The organism is uncultured Bradyrhizobium sp., from assembly GCF_936928535.1.
Classification (GTDB): Bacteria; Pseudomonadota; Alphaproteobacteria; order Rhizobiales; family Xanthobacteraceae; genus Bradyrhizobium.
Genome location: NZ_CAKZHY010000099.1, coordinates 126,266 through 146,079, shown reverse-complemented (window position 1 = coordinate 146,079; position 19,814 = coordinate 126,266). Strand labels below are relative to the sequence as shown.

The 19,814-nt window shown below is 64.0% G+C and carries 18 protein-coding genes; 10 read left to right on the top strand and 8 right to left on the bottom strand.

The features are described 5' to 3' along the window. Nucleotides 1-29: 29 nt before the first annotated feature. The 4 genes from Q0687_RS21750 to Q0687_RS21735 form a co-directional block, all read right to left on the bottom strand. Nucleotides 30-1,172, bottom strand: coding sequence for an OpgC domain-containing protein (locus tag Q0687_RS21750; RefSeq protein ID WP_298881084.1), 1,143 nt, complete (start codon nucleotides 1,170-1,172; stop codon nucleotides 30-32). 207 nt (nucleotides 1,173-1,379) lie between these two features. Continuing rightward, complete coding sequence (locus Q0687_RS21745; RefSeq protein ID WP_298881081.1) at nucleotides 1,380-1,832, bottom strand: hypothetical protein; 453 nt, start codon at nucleotides 1,830-1,832, stop codon at nucleotides 1,380-1,382. A 92-nt stretch (nucleotides 1,833-1,924) separates the two neighbouring features. After that, a complete protein-coding gene (locus Q0687_RS21740) occupies nucleotides 1,925-2,296 on the bottom strand; it encodes a DUF883 family protein (protein ID WP_298881078.1) in 372 nt (123 codons plus the stop codon). Between the two features lie 76 nt (nucleotides 2,297-2,372). After that, a complete protein-coding gene (locus Q0687_RS21735) occupies nucleotides 2,373-3,485 on the bottom strand; it encodes an AI-2E family transporter (protein WP_298881076.1) in 1,113 nt (370 codons plus the stop codon). Between the two features lie 207 nt (nucleotides 3,486-3,692). Between Q0687_RS21735 and Q0687_RS21730 the strand changes: the two genes are divergently transcribed. Continuing rightward, nucleotides 3,693-4,466, top strand: a complete 774-nt coding sequence (locus Q0687_RS21730; RefSeq protein ID WP_298881073.1) for a L,D-transpeptidase — start codon at nucleotides 3,693-3,695, stop codon at nucleotides 4,464-4,466. An 18-nt stretch (nucleotides 4,467-4,484) separates the two neighbouring features. Next, entirely contained in the window at nucleotides 4,485-5,138 is a 654-nt protein-coding gene (locus Q0687_RS21725) for a DUF2865 domain-containing protein (protein ID WP_298881070.1), read from the top strand. A 6-nt stretch (nucleotides 5,139-5,144) separates the two neighbouring features. Here Q0687_RS21725 and Q0687_RS21720 read toward each other — a convergent pair whose 3' ends face one another. Then, complete coding sequence (locus tag Q0687_RS21720) at nucleotides 5,145-7,238, bottom strand: methyl-accepting chemotaxis protein (RefSeq protein ID WP_298881067.1); 2,094 nt, start codon at nucleotides 7,236-7,238, stop codon at nucleotides 5,145-5,147. Between the two features lie 272 nt (nucleotides 7,239-7,510). Between Q0687_RS21720 and Q0687_RS21715 the strand changes: the two genes are divergently transcribed. Continuing rightward, nucleotides 7,511-7,666, top strand: a complete 156-nt coding sequence (locus Q0687_RS21715) for a Thivi_2564 family membrane protein (RefSeq protein WP_008546817.1) — start codon at nucleotides 7,511-7,513, stop codon at nucleotides 7,664-7,666. 83 nt (nucleotides 7,667-7,749) lie between these two features. On the opposite strand, the gene Q0687_RS21710 is transcribed toward Q0687_RS21715, so the two are convergent. From Q0687_RS21710 to cysD, 3 genes are all read right to left on the bottom strand, one after another. Beyond that, nucleotides 7,750-9,915: a malate synthase G gene (locus tag Q0687_RS21710; protein ID WP_298881052.1), complete on the bottom strand. Its 2,166-nt coding sequence runs from the start codon at nucleotides 9,913-9,915 to the stop codon at nucleotides 7,750-7,752. A 375-nt stretch (nucleotides 9,916-10,290) separates the two neighbouring features. Beyond that, nucleotides 10,291-12,207 (bottom strand): adenylyl-sulfate kinase, encoded by a 1,917-nt coding sequence (cysC, locus tag Q0687_RS21705; protein ID WP_298881049.1) that lies wholly within the window; start codon nucleotides 12,205-12,207, stop codon nucleotides 10,291-10,293. A 20-nt stretch (nucleotides 12,208-12,227) separates the two neighbouring features. After that, nucleotides 12,228-13,022, bottom strand: a complete 795-nt coding sequence (gene cysD, locus Q0687_RS21700) for a sulfate adenylyltransferase subunit CysD (protein ID WP_298881046.1) — start codon at nucleotides 13,020-13,022, stop codon at nucleotides 12,228-12,230. A 235-nt stretch (nucleotides 13,023-13,257) separates the two neighbouring features. On the opposite strand from cysD, the gene cysG reads away from it, so the two are divergent. From cysG to Q0687_RS21665, 7 genes are all read left to right on the top strand, one after another. Beyond that, nucleotides 13,258-14,682: a siroheme synthase CysG gene (gene cysG / locus Q0687_RS21695; protein ID WP_298881043.1), complete on the top strand. Its 1,425-nt coding sequence runs from the start codon at nucleotides 13,258-13,260 to the stop codon at nucleotides 14,680-14,682. Then, nucleotides 14,679-14,996: a DUF2849 domain-containing protein gene (locus Q0687_RS21690; protein ID WP_220009091.1), complete on the top strand. Its 318-nt coding sequence runs from the start codon at nucleotides 14,679-14,681 to the stop codon at nucleotides 14,994-14,996. The genes cysG and Q0687_RS21690 overlap by 4 nt, the downstream gene beginning before the upstream one ends. A gap of 11 nt (nucleotides 14,997-15,007) precedes the next feature. Beyond that, the gene (locus Q0687_RS21685; protein ID WP_298881036.1) at nucleotides 15,008-16,663 is read left to right on the top strand and encodes a nitrite/sulfite reductase; all 1,656 of its coding nucleotides are present in this window, start codon (nucleotides 15,008-15,010) and stop codon (nucleotides 16,661-16,663) included. Then, entirely contained in the window at nucleotides 16,650-17,165 is a 516-nt protein-coding gene (locus Q0687_RS21680) for a DUF934 domain-containing protein (protein WP_298881033.1), read from the top strand. Before Q0687_RS21685 ends, Q0687_RS21680 begins: the two co-directional genes overlap by 14 nt. Next, on the top strand, nucleotides 17,162-17,893 hold the full coding sequence (locus Q0687_RS21675) for a phosphoadenylyl-sulfate reductase (RefSeq protein WP_298881031.1): 732 nt from the start codon (nucleotides 17,162-17,164) through the stop codon (nucleotides 17,891-17,893). Before Q0687_RS21680 ends, Q0687_RS21675 begins: the two co-directional genes overlap by 4 nt. A gap of 153 nt (nucleotides 17,894-18,046) precedes the next feature. Then, nucleotides 18,047-18,550, top strand: coding sequence for a CAP domain-containing protein (locus Q0687_RS21670; RefSeq protein ID WP_298881029.1), 504 nt, complete (start codon nucleotides 18,047-18,049; stop codon nucleotides 18,548-18,550). Between the two features lie 87 nt (nucleotides 18,551-18,637). Next, nucleotides 18,638-19,813, top strand: coding sequence for a patatin-like phospholipase family protein (locus Q0687_RS21665; RefSeq protein WP_298881026.1), 1,176 nt, complete (start codon nucleotides 18,638-18,640; stop codon nucleotides 19,811-19,813). The last annotated feature ends 1 nt before the right edge of the window (nucleotide 19,814 follow it).

Here is a 19,814-nt window from a genome sequence, read left to right as displayed (position 1 = left end):
GTCTCTGGCCTAGCAAAATCGATCGATGATCAGGCCCGTTGCCGCAAGGCAGCCGGCTCGTCCTGGCGCTTCGACCAGGAGATATAATAGGCCACTACCGTCATCACGGCGAAGCCGGCCAGGCTCACTCCGATCTGCATCGCGACCAGATTGGCGCCGGTGATCAGGATGAGATGGCCGGCGAACGACAGGAATACGCCGATGCAGAACACGGCAAGCCATTCCTCGCCGCATTTGATCACCATCTTGAGCGACCTCCATTGCAGCCCGGGATGGTCAGACGGAATCAGATGGGTCGCAAGGAAGGCGAGCGCGAGGAAATGGATCACGCGATAGGGCGCGAGATTTTCCTTGTCGGTCGGCCAGATGCCGTTGAGCACGATGTCAGGCAAATAGGTGGACAGCGCAGGCGAATGGCGCATCAAGGTGATGGCCATCGCGAGCACGAGGTAGGTGCCGGCGAGGATGCGAAGCCAGGCGATCCTGTGAAGCGTATGACCCGACGCACCGGTAACGGCGAACCAGCCGCCCAGCACCATTAGCATCTGCCAGCACAACGGATTGAATGTCCATTCCAGGTCGGGATAGGCGTGAAAGGTCCAGCCGAACCAGCGCGCGGCGAGATACAACGCGACTGACGCCGCCAGAGTCAGGTTCGGACGTCGCAGCAGCCCCCACAAGGCCAGGGGGAAGAACGCCATCAGCGGAATCATCAGCTGCAGAAGGTCGAGGTTGAGTGGCTCTTCCTGGAGCACCAATCCTTGGACCAGGATGCGCAGCGGATGCTCGAGAATTCCCGAGATGTTGTACTCGCTGATGATCTCCGGCGCCATCGATTGCGAGGCGACGTAAGCGATGGTGTCGATGTAGATCACGAACAGCACGACATAGGCGGCATAGAGCCGCCAGACGCGGCGGAAGATGCGGGTTGCCGCGACGACATAGCCGCGCTCCAACGCCATCCTGCCGTGGATGATGGCAACGCCATAGCCCACCACGAACACGAACAAATCAGCGGCGCCGCTGAAGCCGAAATTGCGCAGCGTCAGCAGGTTGACGACATTATTCGGGATGTGGTCGACGAACACCGACCAGTTGGCAATGCCGAGCGTCAAATAGAGCCTGGCGTCGTGATGATATGCGGCGAGGTTCGCCTTGACGGACGGCTTCATTGCTAATATTTCATGTGGAATCAGGGCGATGCTTTTAACGGCAACCGCCTGCCTGTCCGAGTAGCGATTCCGTGAAGGCACTCGGATTATCTGCCTATGATGAAATATTGCGCAGACGTGGGCCGTCGAGCTGGCGTGAGCGTGCCTGCCCGGTCATCGGCGCAACTTTCTTAACGCGTTGCCGACCTATCTTCGCGCACTGCGGTCCTATTCGGCAGGTTCTGGCGGCGCCTCGTCGGGGACACCGACGCGGCTTGCCATGATTCCAAGCGCAACGCCTCCGATCGCCAGGATCGGCAGGAGCCGTTTGACTCCGATGGCGCGGACGATCTGCAGCCCGGTGGCGATCAGCATGGGATCGGCGAGCATGCTCGGGGCAGCCTTCGCGGCGCGCTCGGCCGCAATACGCGCCTCGCGACGCAATTCCCGCTTGTAGGCCCAATAGCTCACGGCAGCGGTCAGGGTCAGCAGAAAGAACACGCCGGCACCTGCGAGGCAGGCCTGCACTGGGCCATATTTCTGCAGCACCGAGATGAAGGCCGCCGCGCACAGGAAGCAAGTGGCGATGAACAGGGCGAAGGCCGCGCCCGCTGCCAGCGAAGTCAGACGGACAGTCGTGCCGGTGGAGGCACTGATGCCGTCGAGAATACGCTGAAACATGGCCTAGCTCCTCAAATTCCCGCAAGCCGCATCATCACAAGCCGACGTTGGCAGCGCCGAAGCGCTGCCGTACTCCCAAGAACAGTGCCTTCTCACCGACGCCAGGCGAAGCCGATCAGGAAGCCGATGCCGAGCGCGACACCGACGGTCGCGAGCGGCCGCTGCGTGATCGCGTCTTCCAGCGTCTCTTCGATCGAGCCATAGGCATCCTGCGCCGCGTCCATCATCGCGCTGCCGCGCTCCGAGAAATCGTCGAGCGTTGAATCCATGTTGTCGCGCGCTTGCTTGTAGCCGCGACGGGCCTGCTTGCCCGTGGCGTTGGCGAAGGTGTTGAGGGCGTCGGTGATCTGATCGGTGAGGGCGGCGATATCGCTTTTCACGGCTGCTACATCCTTCTCGAGGCGTTCTGCGGTGGCTTTGTCGATCCAGTCTCTCGACCCAGCTTCGCCATTGGTCATTGACATCAAGGGGCTCCAAAAACTGTCGGCGGAGATAGCCGGAAAACGCTTCGTCTTCGGGGAAGTTCCGTTCGCGGCGGCCTCACGACTGCGGAAGCTGCGGCGAGTTCTCCGGCAGCAGATGCTCCTTCAGGATCAGCCCGACGATCAGCAACGGTGAGGACAGAAACGCGCCCATCGGCCCCCACAGCCATGTCCAGAAGGCCAGGGCGATGAAGACCGCCAGCGCATTCAGCGCCAGCCTGCGACCTATGATGGTCGGCGTGACGAAATGTCCCTCCAGGAAGGTGATACCGCCGAAGGCGATTGCGGCAACCAGGCCGCTGCCGAGGGTCGGGAAGGCCACGACACCGACGATGGCCAGGATGACGAACATCGCAACCGGACCGATGATGGGAATGAAGTTGAGCGCAGCCGCAAGCGCGCCGAGCCCGGCCGGATTTGGCATCCTGGTGACGGCGCACACGATGCCTGTCGCGATCCCGACGCCGATATTGATCACGGTCACGGTCAGCAGATAGTTGCCGAGATGGACCTCGATCTCGTTCAGGATTCGCAAGGTGCGCAGCCGCGCGTCGCGCTCACCGAACGTCATGATCAAGGCGCGTCGCAAATCCCGCCAGCTTGCGATGAACAGGATCAGGGTGGCGAAGAACAGCAGGAATTCGGCGAAAGTCGGCGACAGGAATTCCAGCGTCGGCTGCACCCAATCGAATTTGGGAAGCTGGAAGCCTGGCAGTCCCTCGGAGCCGCCGATCATGGTCTGCAGCTCGCGCCACAGCGCAAGCGGCCGGTCGAAGACGTGAAGCTTGTCTTTCAGCTGCGCCCCAAGCTCCGGCAAGCGTGAGCTCCATTCCATGGCGGGTGCGGCGATCAGTGCGACCACGAAGGTAACCAACGCGGTGACCGAAATGACGATGAGGACGGCGCCGATCGCGCGCGGCACGCGCCGCTTTTCCAGGAAGGTGGCGGCCGGCGACAGCATGGTGCCGGCGACCATGGCCATCACGACAGGCAGGAAAAACGCCTTGGCGACATAGAGCACGGCGACGATTGCGATCAAAAGCAAGCCGGCCAGCGCAAAGGCGACAAATTCGGTGCGGCGGATCACCGGCGGCAGCTCGGCGCGGCTGTCGGGAAGCGGAGAACTCTCGTCGTTGCCGGAAACCAGACGTTCACTGGGAAGGACGCGCACAATATCTCTCCCCGCACGGAAGCCTCCGCGCGCCCATTGCTCACAGGAGAACGCGCGTGGGGTGCCGGGGTTCCATCGCGGCTTCGTGAAGTTGCGCTCGCTTGACTGTGACACGTCCGCCGCAGATGGCGGCGGAACTTGAGTCGGCGCTCCAGCGTTTACCGGCCAGCAGCATCACCCAGATGCACACATCCAACGGGGCAGCACATGACAAAGTTCTCCGTCGTCCGTCGCAGCTTCTCGCCGCGCGTCGTCACCGCTTGTGCCTTCGCGACAGCTTTGCTGACCGTGCCATTCGCGGCTCACGCGCAGACATTTGGCTATGCGCCGCTACAGCCGCAGACCTATCCTCAGGACCAGACCATTATTTCGCAGGGCTATGCCAGTGAGGCGCCCGAGGCCACCGACGAAGATGCCGTGCTGCCCGATCGGCTGCGCCGGCAGGTCGTGAGCTTCGACCGCAATGAGCCCGCCGGCACCATCGTCATCGATACCGCCAACACCTATCTCTATTACGTGCTCGGTAACGGGCGCGCGATGCGCTACGGCGTCGGCGTCGGCCGCGAGGGATTCACCTGGTCGGGCGTGCAGAGCATCAGCCGCAAGGCCGAATGGCCGGATTGGCATCCCCCGGCAGAGATGATCGCGCGCCAGCCTTATCTGCCGCGCTTTGTCGCAGGCGGCCCGGGCAATCCGCTTGGTGCGCGCGCGATGTATCTCGGCTCCAGCGAATACCGCATCCACGGCACCAACGATCCTACCACGATCGGCAAGTTCGTTTCGTCCGGCTGCATCCGCCTCACCAATGAGGATGTCACTGACCTGTTCAGCCGCGTCAGCGTCGGCGCCAAGGTCGTGGTGCTGCCGAAGAACGCGCCGCTGATGGCGCGCGGCGGTGATCCGGTGCGCAAGCGACCGGCGGTGACGACGTCGCCCTCGGGACGCCAGGCGCTGAACATCCCGTCGTCGACAGTGGACTAAGAGTTGAAGCGAGGTCACATGATGAGACGTTCGATCAGCAAGCTGGCTGGGGGGACGGCCGCGTTCGTCACGATCGCTTCCCTCGGCCTGACGCTGACGCCTGCAGCGCATGCGGAAGATTTCTTCTCGGCGCTGTTCGGCGGCTTCCGCATGCGGCCGCCGCCGGAGATTCGCGTACCCTCCCCGAGCGACGACATGCCGCGTTATGATGCGCCGCGCCAGCGCGCCTCCTACGGCGGCGGCACGGCCTATTGCGTGCGCGGCTGCGATGGCCGCTATTTCCCGGCGCAAGGTGCGGATGCCGAAAGCAAGGCACAATCCTGCAAGAGCTTCTGCCCGGCTTCAGAGACGTCCCTGGTCTATGGCAACGATATCGACGATGCCACCACGGACAAGGGCAAGTCCTATTCCGACCTGCCCAATGCCTTCCGCTATCGCAATGAGATTGTCGCGGGCTGCACTTGCAATGGCAAGGATCCCGTCGGGCTTGCGCAGGTCAAGATCGAGGACGACCCGACCCTGCGCAAGGGCGACATCGTTGCGGGTAGCGACGGCCTGGTCGTCGCCAACCGCAACGCCAACGACCGCCGCGGCGTCGCGATGAACTTCTCGCCGCTCCCGGAGAAGATGCGCGCCAAGTTCCGCCAGGTGCCGGTGGTCGCGAAGGAGTAGCGCGGCTTACGCTGCGCGGATCCTGCCGAGGAAGTCGGAGACCTCGTGGCCGAGCTGGTTGCTCTGGGATTCCAGCATCTCGGAGGCGCTTTTCACATTGTCGGCCGCCGCGGCTGCGGCATCCGCATCGGCCTTCACGCCGGTGATGTTGTCGGAGACATTGCGGGTGCCCTGCGCCGCGAATTGCGTGCTGCGGGTGATTTCTTGCGTGGCCGCACCCTGCTCCTGCACGGCCGCGGCGATCGCGGTCGCGACCTCGTTGACCTCGCCGATGATGCCGCCGATGGTCTGGATCGCGTGGATGGCATCGCCTGCGACCTTCTGGATGTCGGCGATCTGTTCGGAGATCTCTTCCGTCGCCTTCGCAGTCTGGCTCGCCAGCGACTTCACCTCCGAGGCGACCACGGCAAAGCCGCGGCCAGCTTCGCCGGCGCGGGCGGCCTCGATGGTGGCGTTGAGCGCGAGCAGATTGGTCTGCGCCGCGATGGTGTTGATCAGGCCGACGACCTCGCCGATGCGCCCGGCCGACTTCTGCAGGCCCTGCACCGTGCCGTCAGTCTCGCGTGCCTGCGTGACGGCGCGGCCGGCGATGCCGGCAGCATGCGCGGCCTGCTGGCTGATATCGTTGATCGAGGCCGAGAGCTCTTCTGCAGCGGCCGCAACGCTATCGACGCTCATCGAGGCGTCGCTGGAGGCCTTGCCGGCAATCTGCACGCGGTCGTTGGTCTGGCGCGACACGGCGGACAGGTCACCCGACGTCTTGCGCATCCGCCCCGACGCATCGTTCAGCTCGCCCAGCGTCTTGCGCACCGCACCTTCGAACTCCCCGACATAGGCTTCCACGGCACGCTGGCGGGCGGCAGCGCCTGCATTGCGTTCGCGCTCATGCTCCTCGATCCTGAGCTTGTCGGCGGCCTGCTGCTTGAAGGTCTCCAGCGCGCCGGCGAGCGCACCGATTTCGTCGTTGCGATCGAGATAGCCGCTGTCGACGGCGAGATCGCCGCCGGCGACCTTGAGCATGGCGTCGCGGATCATGTTGAGCGGAATGATCACGCGGCGGCTGATCAGCACGTTCGCGCCGACGGCGAGGCCGATAGCGAGCGCCAGCAGCACCAGCTGCACGGTCAGCGCACGCTGCGCCGCGGAGCGCTGTTCCTGCGTGTAGCTCCTGGCGGCGTCGAGCGCGGTCTCGGCCACGGCCACCGCGGCGGACAGGCGGCCCACCGTGACGGGCGTCCACTGATTGGCGGTCATCTCGGCCTTTTCACCCGCGGTGAGTGCATTCGCCAGGCGATCGCGAAGGGCCAGATATTGCGGATCGAAATAGGCGCTCTGGACCGCGGTCAGAGCGGATGACAGCGCCGGCGGAAGCTGCATCCCCGAGGCCGACAATTCCACCGCCTTCCACGCTGCGGCCGTTCCGCCGACGAACTGGGTGTAGGCGAGGCGGGCTTCCGGTGCGATACGGCCGGCGCTGAGCCCGGTCGAGATGATCAGCGAAGCTTCGCCGCCGGTGTTGCGGAGCAGCCAGGCGTTCTGCTTGATCGCGAGCAACTGATCGATCGCAGCATCCTGGTGATTGACGGCAGCGGCCAGCACGTTCGAGAGCTTGTCGAGCGTGTCGAGCAGCCCCTGCGTCGTCTCCATGTATTCCTTCGGCAGGCCGGCGCGGCGCTGCGCTTTCGGCTTGGCGACGTCCTCCCAGAACTGCTTCTGCTCATCGGTCAGCAACTTGTGGAGACGCGCGAGCTCGGGCACCATCGTCCCGGATTGCGGGAAGTCCATCGTCGGGAGCAGCTCGAGTGCGTGCGCCATGGCAGGCATCTCGGCATCCCGGATCCCGCGCAGATATTTCTCGATCTCGGAATCCATCGGCTCGGTCGAATTGAGCAGCCGGTTGGTGGTCGAGCGGTCGGTGCGTAGATTGTGCATCGCCTTGAACAGATCGGCGGAGGCATCGGCGATCTGCGAAATGCGGTTCGTGGTCTTGAGACGATTCCATGAGTCCCAGGCGGTGAGCGACAGCGCGATCACCACGCAGATCGACGTGATCGCGATCACGGCCTTCAGAAGCGCGGACACGGTCAGGCGATTGAGCATCGAAGTCTCCCCAATTCCCATTTCAAGGTTCGGCCGCGACGCCCGGGCAAAATCGAGAGCAATGGGGTGTGAGCGGATCGGCAATCACATACCGTTCGCAGCGCGGAGCGCACGGTTTCGACATCTGAAATGAAAAGGGTAAAATTTTAGGCAGGCCGTGTGCCGGTAGAATTACGCATTTACCAGAAGTTGCAATAGGTTGCGTCGATGGAACTTGGACGCGAGACAGGCGTTAGGGTCTCGTTAGCAATTTGCCTGAAGGGGGCCTCGCGATGCTGGTCGGCGTACTCGTCACCTTTCTCGTCGTCATTCTCGTGCTGTATCTGATCAACATGCTGCCGATGGACGGCCGCGCCAAGCAGATCGCGCGCGTCATCGTCATCATCATCGGCATCGTCTCGCTGCTGAAATATCTCGCGGTGTTCTAGCGGGACCAAGTGGCCGCAGGCCGGATGCCCAGCAAAAAAGCCCCGGTTCACACCGGGGCTTTGATGTCGCGTAAGCTGATCTATCAGCCCAGCGCCTTCGCTTCGCGGCGGCGGGCGGTGAGGATGTACTCGGTGTAGCCGTTCGGCTGCTCGCGGCCTTTGAAGATCAAGTCGCAGGCGGCCTTGAAGGCGACGCCGTCGAAGGCGGGCGCCATCGGCTTGTAGATCGCATCGCCCGCGTTCTGCTTGTCGACGACGACGGCCATGCGCTTCAAGGATTCCATCACCTGCGCTTCGGTGATGACGCCCTGGTGCAGCCAGTTGGCGAGATGCTGGCTGGAGATGCGCAGTGTCGCGCGGTCTTCCATCAGGCCGACATCATGGATGTCGGGCACCTTGGAGCAGCCAACGCCCTGGTCGATCCAGCGCACGACGTAGCCCAAAATGCCCTGGCAGTTGTTGTCGATCTCCTGCTTGACGTCATCGGGCGCCCAGTTCGACTTCGACACCGGAATGGTGAGGATGTCCGAGAGCTTGGCGCGTGGCCCGCCCTTGGTCAGCTCCTGCTGGCGCGCGATGACGTTGACCTGGTGATAATGCAGCGCGTGCAGGGTCGCCGCGGTCGGCGAGGGCACCCACGCCGTGGTGGCGCCGGCCTGGGGATGCGCGATCTTCTGCGCCAGCATGTCCGCCATCTTGTCGGGGGCAGCCCACATGCCTTTGCCGATCTGGGCATGGCCGGGCAAGCCGTGGATCAGGCCCATGTCGACGTTCCAGTCCTCATAGGCCTTGATCCAGGCCTGCGCCTTCATCTCGTTCTTGCGGATCATCGGGCCCGCTTCCATCGAGGTGTGGATCTCGTCGCCGGTGCGGTCGAGGAAGCCGGTGTTGATGAACATGATGCGCTTGGAGGCGCGCTGGATACAGGCCTTGAGGTTGACGGTGGTGCGCCGCTCCTCGTCCATGATGCCGACCTTGAGCGTGTTCTCCGGCAGCGACAACATCTTCTCGACGCGGTCGAAAATCTCGCAGGTGAACGAGACTTCGTCCGGGCCGTGCATCTTCGGCTTGACGATATAGGCCGAGCCGGTGCGGCTATTCTTGACCTTGGAGTTGCCCTTGAGGTCGTGAATGGCAAGAAGCCCGGAGACGGCAGCATCGAGCAGGCCCTCGGGGACTTCCTCGCCGGCTTCGTCCAGCACCGCGTCGGTGAACATGTGGTGACCGCAATTGCGCATCAGGAGCAGGCTGCGGCCGTGCAGCTTGACCTCGCCCTTGCCGTCAGGCGTCTTGTAGGAGCGGTCGGCGTTGAGCGAGCGCGTCAGCGTCTTACCGCCCTTCTCGAAATCTGCCGACAAGGTGCCGTTCATCAGGCCGAGCGTGTTGCGGTAGACCAGCACCTTGTCTTCGGCGTCGACCGCCGCAACCGAGTCTTCCATGTCGAGAATCGTGGAGACCGCGGCCTCCATCACCATATCGGCGACGCCAGCCGGATCGTCTTTGCCGATCGCGCTGCCACGGTTGATCGTCACCTCGACGTGCAGGCCGTTGTTCACGAGCAGCACGGCGGAAGGTGCCCCCGCGTCGCCCTGGAAGCCGGCGAACTGCGCGGCGTTCTTCAGCGCGGTGGCATTGCCGCTCTTCAGCTTCACCGCGAGTTGGCCCGCGACGACGCTATAGGCGGTGACGTCGGTGTGGCTGCCGGTCGCGAGCGGCACGGCCGCGTCGAGGAACGCCTTGGCCTTGGCGATCACTTTGTCGCCGCGCGCCTTGTTGTAGCCCTTGCCGCTCTCGGACGGATCGTGCGGGATCGCGTCGGTGCCGTAGAAGGCGTCATAGAGCGAGCCCCAGCGCGCATTCGCCGCGTTCAGCGCGTAGCGCGCATTGGTGAGCGGCACGACCAGCTGCGGGCCGCAGATCTTGCCGATTTCCTCGTCGACATTGGCGGTCTCGACCTTCTGCGTCGCCGGCTCCGGGACGAGATAGCCGATTTCCTTCAGGAAAGCGGTATAGGCGTCGAGGTCGAACGCCTTGCCCTTGTGGGCGCGGTGCCAGTCGTCGATCTTGGCCTGGAGCGCGTCGCGGACCGCCAGCAGCGCGCGGTTCTTCGGCCCGAGGTCCTTGATGATCCCTGCAACCCCGGCCCAGAACGCATCCGGCGCGATCCCGGTTTTCGGGGCGGCTTCCTTGGCGATGAAATCGAAAAGGACGGGGGCGATCTGCAATCCGTGGGCGTCGACGCGTTTCATGATGGGCTTTCTTGTTGGAAATGGCTGTTTTTGGCTGCTTTTGACCCGACAGCAGCAAAATGCGCCCGCTTGGGGCGGCTTTCGGGACCTATTAGCCTCAAAATCGGGGCGGTGAGAAGACCCCCAGAGGCTTGTCAAAATGTCAAGAAAAGGTGGGCGGCCAGTCGAGCCCGGTCCCACAGAAGCTAAGGGGCAATCTCTCTCGTCGTCCTGGCGAACGCCAAGACCCATTACCCCAGGGAGGAGTTTGGCGGAGGATCGATGTCCGGTAGTTCGGCCGACCGTTGTCGAGAGATCACGCGGTACGGGTCCTGGCGTTCGCCAGGACGACACCGTTCGTGAGCTGCGGAGTGTGCCCTCGAAGGAGCACGCGCCTCATATATTCGCGGCGAGGTCCACGACTTCGTCGAACAGCACACCTGATGCCTTCAACATCTGCTCGATCTCATCCGCCGCATCGGCGACCGTCCGCGTCGACGTATCGATCACGAGCTCGGCGGCCTGAGGCGCCTCATAGTCTTTGCCAATGCCCGTGAATGATGCGAGTGCACCGGCGCGGGCCTTCTTGTAGTGGCCCTTGGGATCGCGCTCCTCGCAGACCTCAGCCGGCGTTGCGACATGGATCTCGCGGAACGCGGTGTCGGCGATGCGGCGCGCGATGGCGCGGTCGTCGCGCGCCGGGGAGACGGCGGCGACGATCGCAATATGGCCATTGCGGGCAAGATGCGTCGCGACCTCGGCGAGGCGGCGGATGTTCTCGCTGCGATCAGGTGCTGAGAAGCCGAGATCGCTGTTGAGCCCGGCCCGCAGCGTGTCGCCGTCGAGCAGGATCGGCGAGCCGCCATTGGTGAACAGGCGCCGCTCCAGCGCCTTCGCCAGCGTCGACTTGCCGGAGGCGGGCAGGCCGGTGAGCCAGACCACGGCGCCGTTGTGGCGATAGCGCGCGGAACGCTCATCGGGGCGCAGCGCCGATTCCACCGGCACGATATCGACGGGCACGGCGCGCTGGCCGGCATTGACCGACAGCACGAGGCCGCCGCCGGCGATGCGCCCGGAGACCTCGATCACGAGACGGCCGGTGCGCGGATTCTCCGTGTAGGGATCGGTCGCGATCGAGCTCGACAGTGAGATGTCGATCTCGCCGACATGGTTGCGGCCGATCGCCGTGTTTTCGCTGCTGGAGAGCTCACCGGGATCGACTGCCTTCTCGATCGCAACCACGGTGGCGCGGCTTTCCTTCGGCCCGCAGCGCACCAGCAGCTGGTCGCCCTTGGCGAGCGGCTTGTCGTGCAGCCAGAAGATGCGCGCGCGCAGCCGACGCGTTTCGCGCGGGGCAGTGTTCGCGTGCGCGATGATATCGCCGCGCTCGATGAACAATTCGCGGTCGAGCGTAATGCCGACCGAGCGGCCGGCGCCCTGACGTAGCAGCGCCGGCGTCACCGGCCAGCTCTCGACACTCTTGATCTTGGCGATCTTGCCGGCGGGCATGATCACGATCTCGTCGCCGGCAATCAGGCTGCCGGATTCGATACGCCCCGCCACGATGCGGCGGTCGTCGAACTTGTAGATCGCCTGCACCGGCAGGCGCAGCGCCAGCGCTTCCAGCGGCCGCGCCGGCTCGAGCCGATCGAGTGCCTCGACCACGGTCGGTCCCTTGTACCAGCCGATGCGGTCGGTGTGCTCGGCAACGCCGTCGCCGTCGCGTGCGGAAATCGGGATCACCGCCGTGGGCTTGACGCCGAGGCCGTTCAGATGCGCCGAGATCTCGTCGCTGATGTCCTTGAAGCGATCGGCGCTGAAATCCACGCGATCCATCTTGTTGACGACCACCGCGACCTGCTTCACGCCGAGCAGATGCAGCAGATAGCCGTGACGGCGGGTCTGGTCGCGAACGCCTTCCAGCGCGTCGATGATCAGCACCGCGCCATCGGCCTGCGAGGCGCCGGTGATCATGTTGCGCAGGAATTCGGCATGGCCGGGCGCATCGATCAGCACGATGTCGCGCGAATTGGTGCGGAAACGGATCTGCGTGGTGTCGATGGTGATGCCCTGGTCGCGCTCGGTCTGGAGTGCGTCGAGCAGGAACGACCATTCGAACGGCATGCCGCGCCGCGCGCTGACGGCCTTCAGCATTTCGAGCTTGCCGTCGGGCAGGCTGCCGGTCTCATGCAAGAGGCGGCCGACCAATGTCGACTTGCCGTGGTCGACATGGCCGACGATGACGATGCGGACCTGCGGACGTGTGGTGCCGTTCGGCGTAGCGGGCGAGGTGGGGGTGACGAGCATGTTCATGACCGCGATGCGTCCTTGAATCAGAGATAGCCGGCGACGCGCAGGCGCTCGAAAGCGTCTTCGGTCTCGTGGTCGAGCGCGCGGCCGGCACGCTCCGGCACCTTGGTCTGTTCGAGCTCGATCAAAATCTCGTCGATGTTCGACGCGTTTGAAGCGACCGGATTGGTGATGTCCTGATCGCCCAGCGAGCGATAGCGCTTGCCGTCCTTGGCGAGGTAGAGCGGGATGATCGGGATGTTCTCGCGCTTGGTGTAGGCCCAGATGTCGGCCTCGGTCCAATGCAGGATCGGATGGATGCGCAGATGCGCGCCTTGCGGCGGCGAAGCGTTGAAATGATCCCAGAATTCCGGCGGCTGGTCGCGGACGTCCCAATTGCCTTCGAGACCGCGCGGCGAGAACACGCGCTCCTTGGCGCGGGTGGCTTCCTCGTCGCGGCGGATGCCGGCGATCAGTCCGTCAAAGCCGTATTTGGCCAGCGCCATCTTGAGACCTTCGGTCTTGCGCGCGGCGGAACGGGCGGCCGGCGGCAGCGTCGGGTCGACGGCATCGATGGGCGGGCAGGGCTCGACGCGTAGATCGAGCTCCCACTCTTTCCCGTAATGATCGCGGAAACGATACATCTCCGGAAACTTCTTGCCGGTGTCGACATGGAGCGCCGGGAACGGCACGCGGCCCAAGAAGGCCTTGCGCGCCAGCCAGATCATCACGTTGGAATCCTTGCCGAGCGACCACAGCAGGGCGATCTTCTTCAGACGGGCAAAGGCCTCGCGGAAAATGTAGATGCTCTGGGCCTCGAGCTGGTCGAGATGGTCCATGCTGGGCGCCGTCAGCTCGACGGGAATTTGCTCGGAAACGAGGGCGCGTGGATCCCGCCCGTCTGCACCAGAATTATCCTTGAGAAGATGCATCTCTGCCACTTTGCGTTTGGAGGCGAATTTTCTATAGTTGCAGTGCAGAAGAGAAGAAAAAATTTTCTCTTTGCGCGCTAGAAACGACACATATATAGAAAATAATTCCAGTCAACCCCGAATTGGGGGAAGCGAGTATCGCATGCGGTTCTTGCCGGTGTTTCTCGATCTCAAGGCCGGTCCGGTGGTCCTCATCGGCGCGGGCGAGCTTTTGCGCGCAAAATTGCGCGTGCTCGCCGCTGCCGGTGCGCGGATCCGCCTGCATGCGATCGATGGCAATCATGAGCTGGGCCTGAGCACGGAGGCCGCGGCGCGGATCGAGATCGCGCCGGACGATCCGCTCACATCGGATCTTGCCAACGTGATCGCGATCGTCTGCGCGGGTGCGGGCGATATCGGCGTGGCGATGTCGGCGCGTGCAAAATCGCTTGGTCTGCCCGTCAACGTCATGGACGATCTCGAGCATTCCAGTTTCATCTTCCCGGCGATCGTCGATCGCGGCGATGTCGTGGTCGCGGTCGGCACCGGCGGCACTTCGCCGGTGGTGGCGCGGCGCGTGCGCGAGAAGATCGAGGCGCTGCTGCCGGCCCGCATCGGTGAGCTCGCCGAGTTCATCGGCGGCTTCCGCAAGTCCATCAACGAGCGCATCGCCGAGTTTCCGCTGCGCCGACGTTTCTGGGAGCGCGTCGTCGACGGCCCGATCGGCGCTGCCGTGCTGGCCGGCCGCAAAGCCGACGCGAGCGCGGCGCTGGGCGCAATTTCCGATCCGTCCGATTTCGCGCGTGCCGACAAGCCGCAAGGCTCGGTCGCACTGGTCGGCGCCGGTCCCGGCGACCCCGACTTGCTCACCATCAAGGCGCTGCGCGCGTTGCAGGATGCCGACATCGTCTTCCATGACGAGCTGGTCTCGAGCGAAATTCTCGATCGCATCCGGCGCGATACGACGCGCGTCCCGGTCGGCCGCCGCGTCGGCAAGCCCGGCATCGGCCAAGACGCCATCAACAAGCGCATGATCGAGGCCGCGCTATCAGGACGGCGCGTCGTGCGGTTGAAGGGTGGTGATCCCTTCGTGTTCGGCCGCGGCGGCGAAGAGGTGGAAGCGCTGCGCGCAGCGGGTGTTGCCTATTCGATCATTCCCGGCATTACGGCGGGGCTCGGCGGCGCTGCCGATTTCGAGGTGCCGCTCACATACCGTCATGAAGCCACCCGCATCACCTTCCTCACCGCGCACAAGGCGCGCGATGCCGAGACCGTCGACTGGTCGACGCTGACCGACACCAGGATGACCGTCGTTGTTTACATGGGCATGACCGCGGCAGCTGCCGTGCGCGCGGGCTTGTTCGCCGCCGGCCGCTCGCCGGAAACGCCGGTCGGTGTGTTCGCCCGCGTCACGCGGCCGGACGCGCAAGGCGCGATCGGCTTGCTGCGCGACCTGCCAGAGCTCGTGCGGCAGACCGATGGCGGTCCCGCGATCCTCATCATCGGCGACGTGGTCCGGCATGCCGGGTCGCTTCACCGTCAAACACCAACCCAAATCATCTCTGACCTATTGGATGCAGCCGAATGACCTCCCCGCTTGAACAGAAGAAGATCAAAATCGCCGGCCCTTCGGTCGTGACCGCCAACCGGACTTGGGACGGCATCGTGGTGTACCGAACCGCGGCCAAGAGCTGGTCCGCGGACCTCTCGGAAGCCGCGATCGTGCGCAATTCGGACGAGGCCAAGGCGTTGCTTGCGGAGTCGGTTGCCGATGACGTCGGCGCGATCGGTCCCTATATCGCTCCGGTGCAGGTCGGCGCCGACGGCAAGATCGAACCCGGCAATCTGCGCGAACAGATCCGCCGCACCGGTGTGACCATTGGTCAGTCGGCCCAGGTTTAAGGCATTCGCTGATGTACGCTTACGACGAAATCGACCGCACGCTCGTCAACGAGCGCGTCTCGGAGTTCCGCGACCAGGTGAAGCGCCGCCTCTCGGGCGAACTCACCGAGGATGAGTTCAAGATCCTGCGCCTGCAGAACGGCGTCTATCTGCAACTGCACGCCTACATGTTCCGCGTCGCGATCCCCTACGGGACGCTGGCGTCGAACCAGTTGCGGGCGCTCGCCCATGTCGCGCGCAAATATGACCGCGGCTATGGCCATTTCACCACGCGGCAGAACATCCAGTTCAACTGGATCAAGCTCGCCGAGCTGCCGGACGCGCTGGAAGATCTCGCCAAGGTCGGCATCCACGCGATGCAGACGTCCGGCAACAACATGCGCAACGTCACCTCGGACCAGTGGGCCGGCGTCGCGCCGGGCGAGATCGAGGATCCGCGCATCTGGTCGGAACTGATCCGCCAGCACACCACGCTGCATCCGGAATTCTCCTTCCTGCCGCGCAAGTTCAAGATCGCGATCACCGCATCGGACCACGACCGCGCCGCGATCAAGATCCACGACATCGGGCTCAAGCTGATCAAGAACGAGAAGGGCGAGACCGGTTTCGAGGTTCTGGTCGGCGGCGGTCTCGGCCGCACGCCGTTCATCGGCAAGACCATCAAGCACTTCGTGCATGGTCGCGACATCCTCAGCTATATCGAGGCGATCCTGCGCGTCTACAATCAGTATGGCCGCCGCGACAACATCTACAAGGCGCGCATCAAGATTCTGGTGCACGAGCTCGGCATCGAGAAATTCTCGCGCGAGGTCGAGGAGGAGTGGCAGCATATTCGCAATTCCTCGCTCCAGATCGACGACGAGGTGATCGAGGATATCCGCTCGCGCTTCAGCTATCCTGCCTACGAGAAGCTGCCGCACATGCCGGATGAGCTGCGTCAGGCGGCTGCGGACGCGGACTTCGAGGCGTGGCGCAAGAACTCGGTCGCCCCGCACAAGGTGCAGGGCTACTCCATCGTCACGATCTCGCTGAAGCCGATCGGCGCGCCTCCGGGCGACGCCACGGCCGATCAGATGGATGCGCTGGCCGATCTCGCCGACAAATATTCCTTCGGTGAGATCCGCGTTGGCCACGAGCAGAACCTGGCGCTACCGCATGTCGCAAAGCGCGATTTGCCGGCGCTGTGGAAGGCGCTCGACAAGCTCGGGCTCGCGACGCCGAACGTCAACCTGATCACCGACATCATCGCCTGCCCGGGTCTCGACTATTGCTCGCTGGCCAATGCGCGCTCGATCCCGATCGCGCAGGAGCTGACACGGCGCTTCGCCAATCACGAACTCGCCAACCTGATCGGCCGGCTGCACATCAACATCTCCGGCTGCATCAATGCCTGCGGCCACCACCATGTCGGCCATATCGGCATTCTCGGCGTCGAGAAGAACGGCGAGGAGGTCTACCAGATCACCATCGGCGGCCGTGCCGACGAGGGCGCCGCGCTCGGCAATCTGATCGGCCCCGGCGTCAAGTTCGACGAGGTCGCCGACGTCATCGAAGACGTCGTGGAAGCCTATCTTGCGCTGCGCGAGCGGCCCGACGAGCTGTTCATCGACACGGTGAAGCGGCTCGGTGTCGAACCCTTCAAGGAGCGCGTCTATGCCACTCGTTAACGGCGGAAAAATCGCCGACGATAGTTTCGTCAAGCTGGCCGTCGACACGCCGCTGCCCGAGAGCGGCGACGTGCTGGTGCCGGCCGAGCGTTTCATCGCCGAGGCGGATGCGCTGCTCAAGCGCGCCGGCAAGGTCGGCGTGATCTGGCCGAACAACCGCGATATCGACGAGCTCGTGCCGTATCTCGGCAAGGTCGCCACTGTCGCGCTGGTGTTCCCGACCTTCCGCGACGGGCGCGCCTACAGCCAGGCGCGCTTGCTGCGTGAGCGTTACAATTACCGCGGCGATCTGCGCGCCACGGGCCAGATCTTGCGCGACCAGTTCGTGTTCATGCTGCGCGCCGGCTTCGATTCCTTCGAGGTCAAGAAGCAGGCCGACGCGGAAGCCTTCATGCAGACCGCGAAGCGCTATTCGGTGTTCTACCAGCCGACCGGCGATGGCCGCATCACGGCCTTGCACCGGCGCATGCAACTGCGTCACTCCGAGGGTGTCGGTACGTGAACGCGGTTGCGCCCCAGATATCGTCGACGTCCGTCTCCGCGCTGCCTTCGGCGGAGGAGCTGGATCGCGCGTTACGCGATGCTGCGCCCGCGGAGATCATCGCCGCGGCGCTCAAGACTGTCGGCCGTGAAAAGCTCGCGCTGGTGTCGTCCTTCGGCACGGAATCCGCGACGCTGCTGAAGGTCGCCTCGGACGTTGATCCCGCAATTCCGGTGATCTTTCTCGACACCGGCTGGCTGTTTGAGGAGACGCTGGCCTATCGCGATACGCTGGTCGAAACGCTTGGCTTGAAGGACGTTCGCTCGATCAAGCCTGCCGAGGAGACGCTGACGCGCGAAGATCCGGACCGCGACCTCTGGTTCTCCGATCCCGATGCTTGCTGCCGTATCCGCAAGGTCGAGCCGCTCGCGCGTGCACTCGCGCCGTTCTCGGCCTGGCTCAATGGTCGCAAGCGATTCCAGGGCAATACGCGCGCCGATATTCCCGTCGTCGAGGACGATGGCGCGCGGTTGAAGTTCAACCCGTTCGCCAACGTCTCCCGCGAGGAACTCGAGGCGATCTTCGTCGGCGCCAAATTGCCGCGTCACCCGCTTGCGGCATCGGGTTTTCGCTCGGTCGGGTGTATGCCTTGCACCAGCAGAACGGCCGAAGGCGAGGACGAACGCGCCGGACGCTGGCGCGGCCGCGCCAAGACGGAATGCGGCATCCACACGATGAAGACTTCGTAGCGGCACCGCGGCAGTAGTTTTGCGGACTGACGCGCCATGGTTCCCGGTTAGTCCCGCCGGGACCGTGCCGCCGCTGGATCGATTTTTCCTCAAAATTCACCTTTCAGCCACGGTTGGTATGCAACAACGGCCCCTCATTGGGGGCCCCTGAACATGCGCGCTGCGGCCGCGATCCTTCTCACTTTGCTTCTCGCCGGCTGCGCCGGCAATGAAGCGCCGGTCCAGCAGCCGTCGATGTATGCGGATATGGCGGTCCCGGGCGCCAAGCTCGATGCGCCGGCCGCCGCGATCATGATCTCGCAATATCGCCAGAACAACGGGCTCGGCGCCGTCGAGGTCGACCCCGAATTGATGCGGCTCGCCGAGTCCCAATCGGGCGCCATGGCCGCCGCCAACAAGATGGACCATGACGTCCGCGCCCCCCTCGGCAAGCGGCTTAATGCCGGCGGCTATCCGGCAACCGTTGCGGTCGAGAACATCTCGGCCGGCTATCATACGCTGGCGGAAGCATTTTCCGGCTGGCGCGACTCGCCTCCGCACCGCGCCAACATGCTCAAGAGCGGTGTCACAAAATTGGGCATCGCGGCGAGCTATGCTCCGGGCACCAAATACAAGGTGTTCTGGACCATGATCCTGGCGTCGACCGATCCCCGATAAGCCAGACTTGATCCAGGGTGCATTGACGTCGCGACAGACTGTCGCCACGGTGGCTCGCGTTTTGCGATTATTTGCTAATGTCCCCTTATGACCGATCATAGCCCCGAAGTCGCAACAGTCCCCGCGAACGCGCAACGCGTCCTGGTTCTCCAGGGCGGTGGCGCGCTCGGCTCTTATCAGGCGGGCGCCTATCAGGCGCTGTGCCATTTCGACTTCGAGCCCGAATGGGTTGCCGGCATCTCGATTGGCGCGGTCAACGCCGCCATCATCGCCGGCAATGAGGGCCCCATCAGGGTCAAGCGGCTCAAGGAATTCTGGGAGATGGTGTCCGCGCCGGTGCCTTGGAAGCCGATCGGCAAGAGCGATCACAGCCGCGAGCTGTTCAATTCCACCAGCGCGGCCCTGATCGCGACCTTCGGCGTGCCCGGCTTCTTCACGCCGCGTGTGCCGCCCGCGCCGCTATGGCCGCCGGGCAGTCCGCAGGCCGAGAGCTATTACGACACCGCGCCGCTGAAGAAGACGCTGGAGCGTCTCGTCGACTTCGATCGCATCAACGATCTGAAGACGCGGCTTTCGGTCGGCGCCGTCAGCGTCACCTCCGGCAATTTCAAATATTTCGACAATTACGAGTTCAAGAAGTTCGGCAAGCTGATCGGTCCCGAGCACATCATGGCCTCGGGCGCGCTGCCGCCGGGGTTTCCGTCGGTCGTGATCGACGGCGAGCATTATTGGGATGGCGGCATCGCCTCCAACACACCGCTCGACTTCGTGCTCGATGCCGAAATCGATCGCGACATGCTGATCTTCCAGGTCGATTTGTTCAGCGCCCGCGGCGATCTGCCGAACTCGCTGCTCGAAGCCACCGAACGCGAGAAGGACATCCGCTTCTCCAGCCGCACGCGGATGAACACCGACAAGAACAAGCAGTTGCACAACGCCCGCAGGGCGGCGCGCGACCTCATTGCCAAATTGCCCGATTATCTCAAGAACGACCCGTCCGTCGAATTCCTCGCGAAGGTCTCCCGTGAGAGCACTGTCACGGTGGTGCATCTGATCTATCGCAGCAAGAACTACGAATCCTCGTCCAAGGACTACGACTTCTCCCATGTCGCCATGGTCGAGCACTGGGAAAGCGGCGTGCGGGACGTGCATCTGTCGATGCGCCACAAGGAATGGCTCGAGCGGCCGCAGTCCGGCGAGACCATGGTGACCTACGATCTCACGGGGGACGTCACCGCGCCCCCGCCAAAAAGGAGCGAATAAC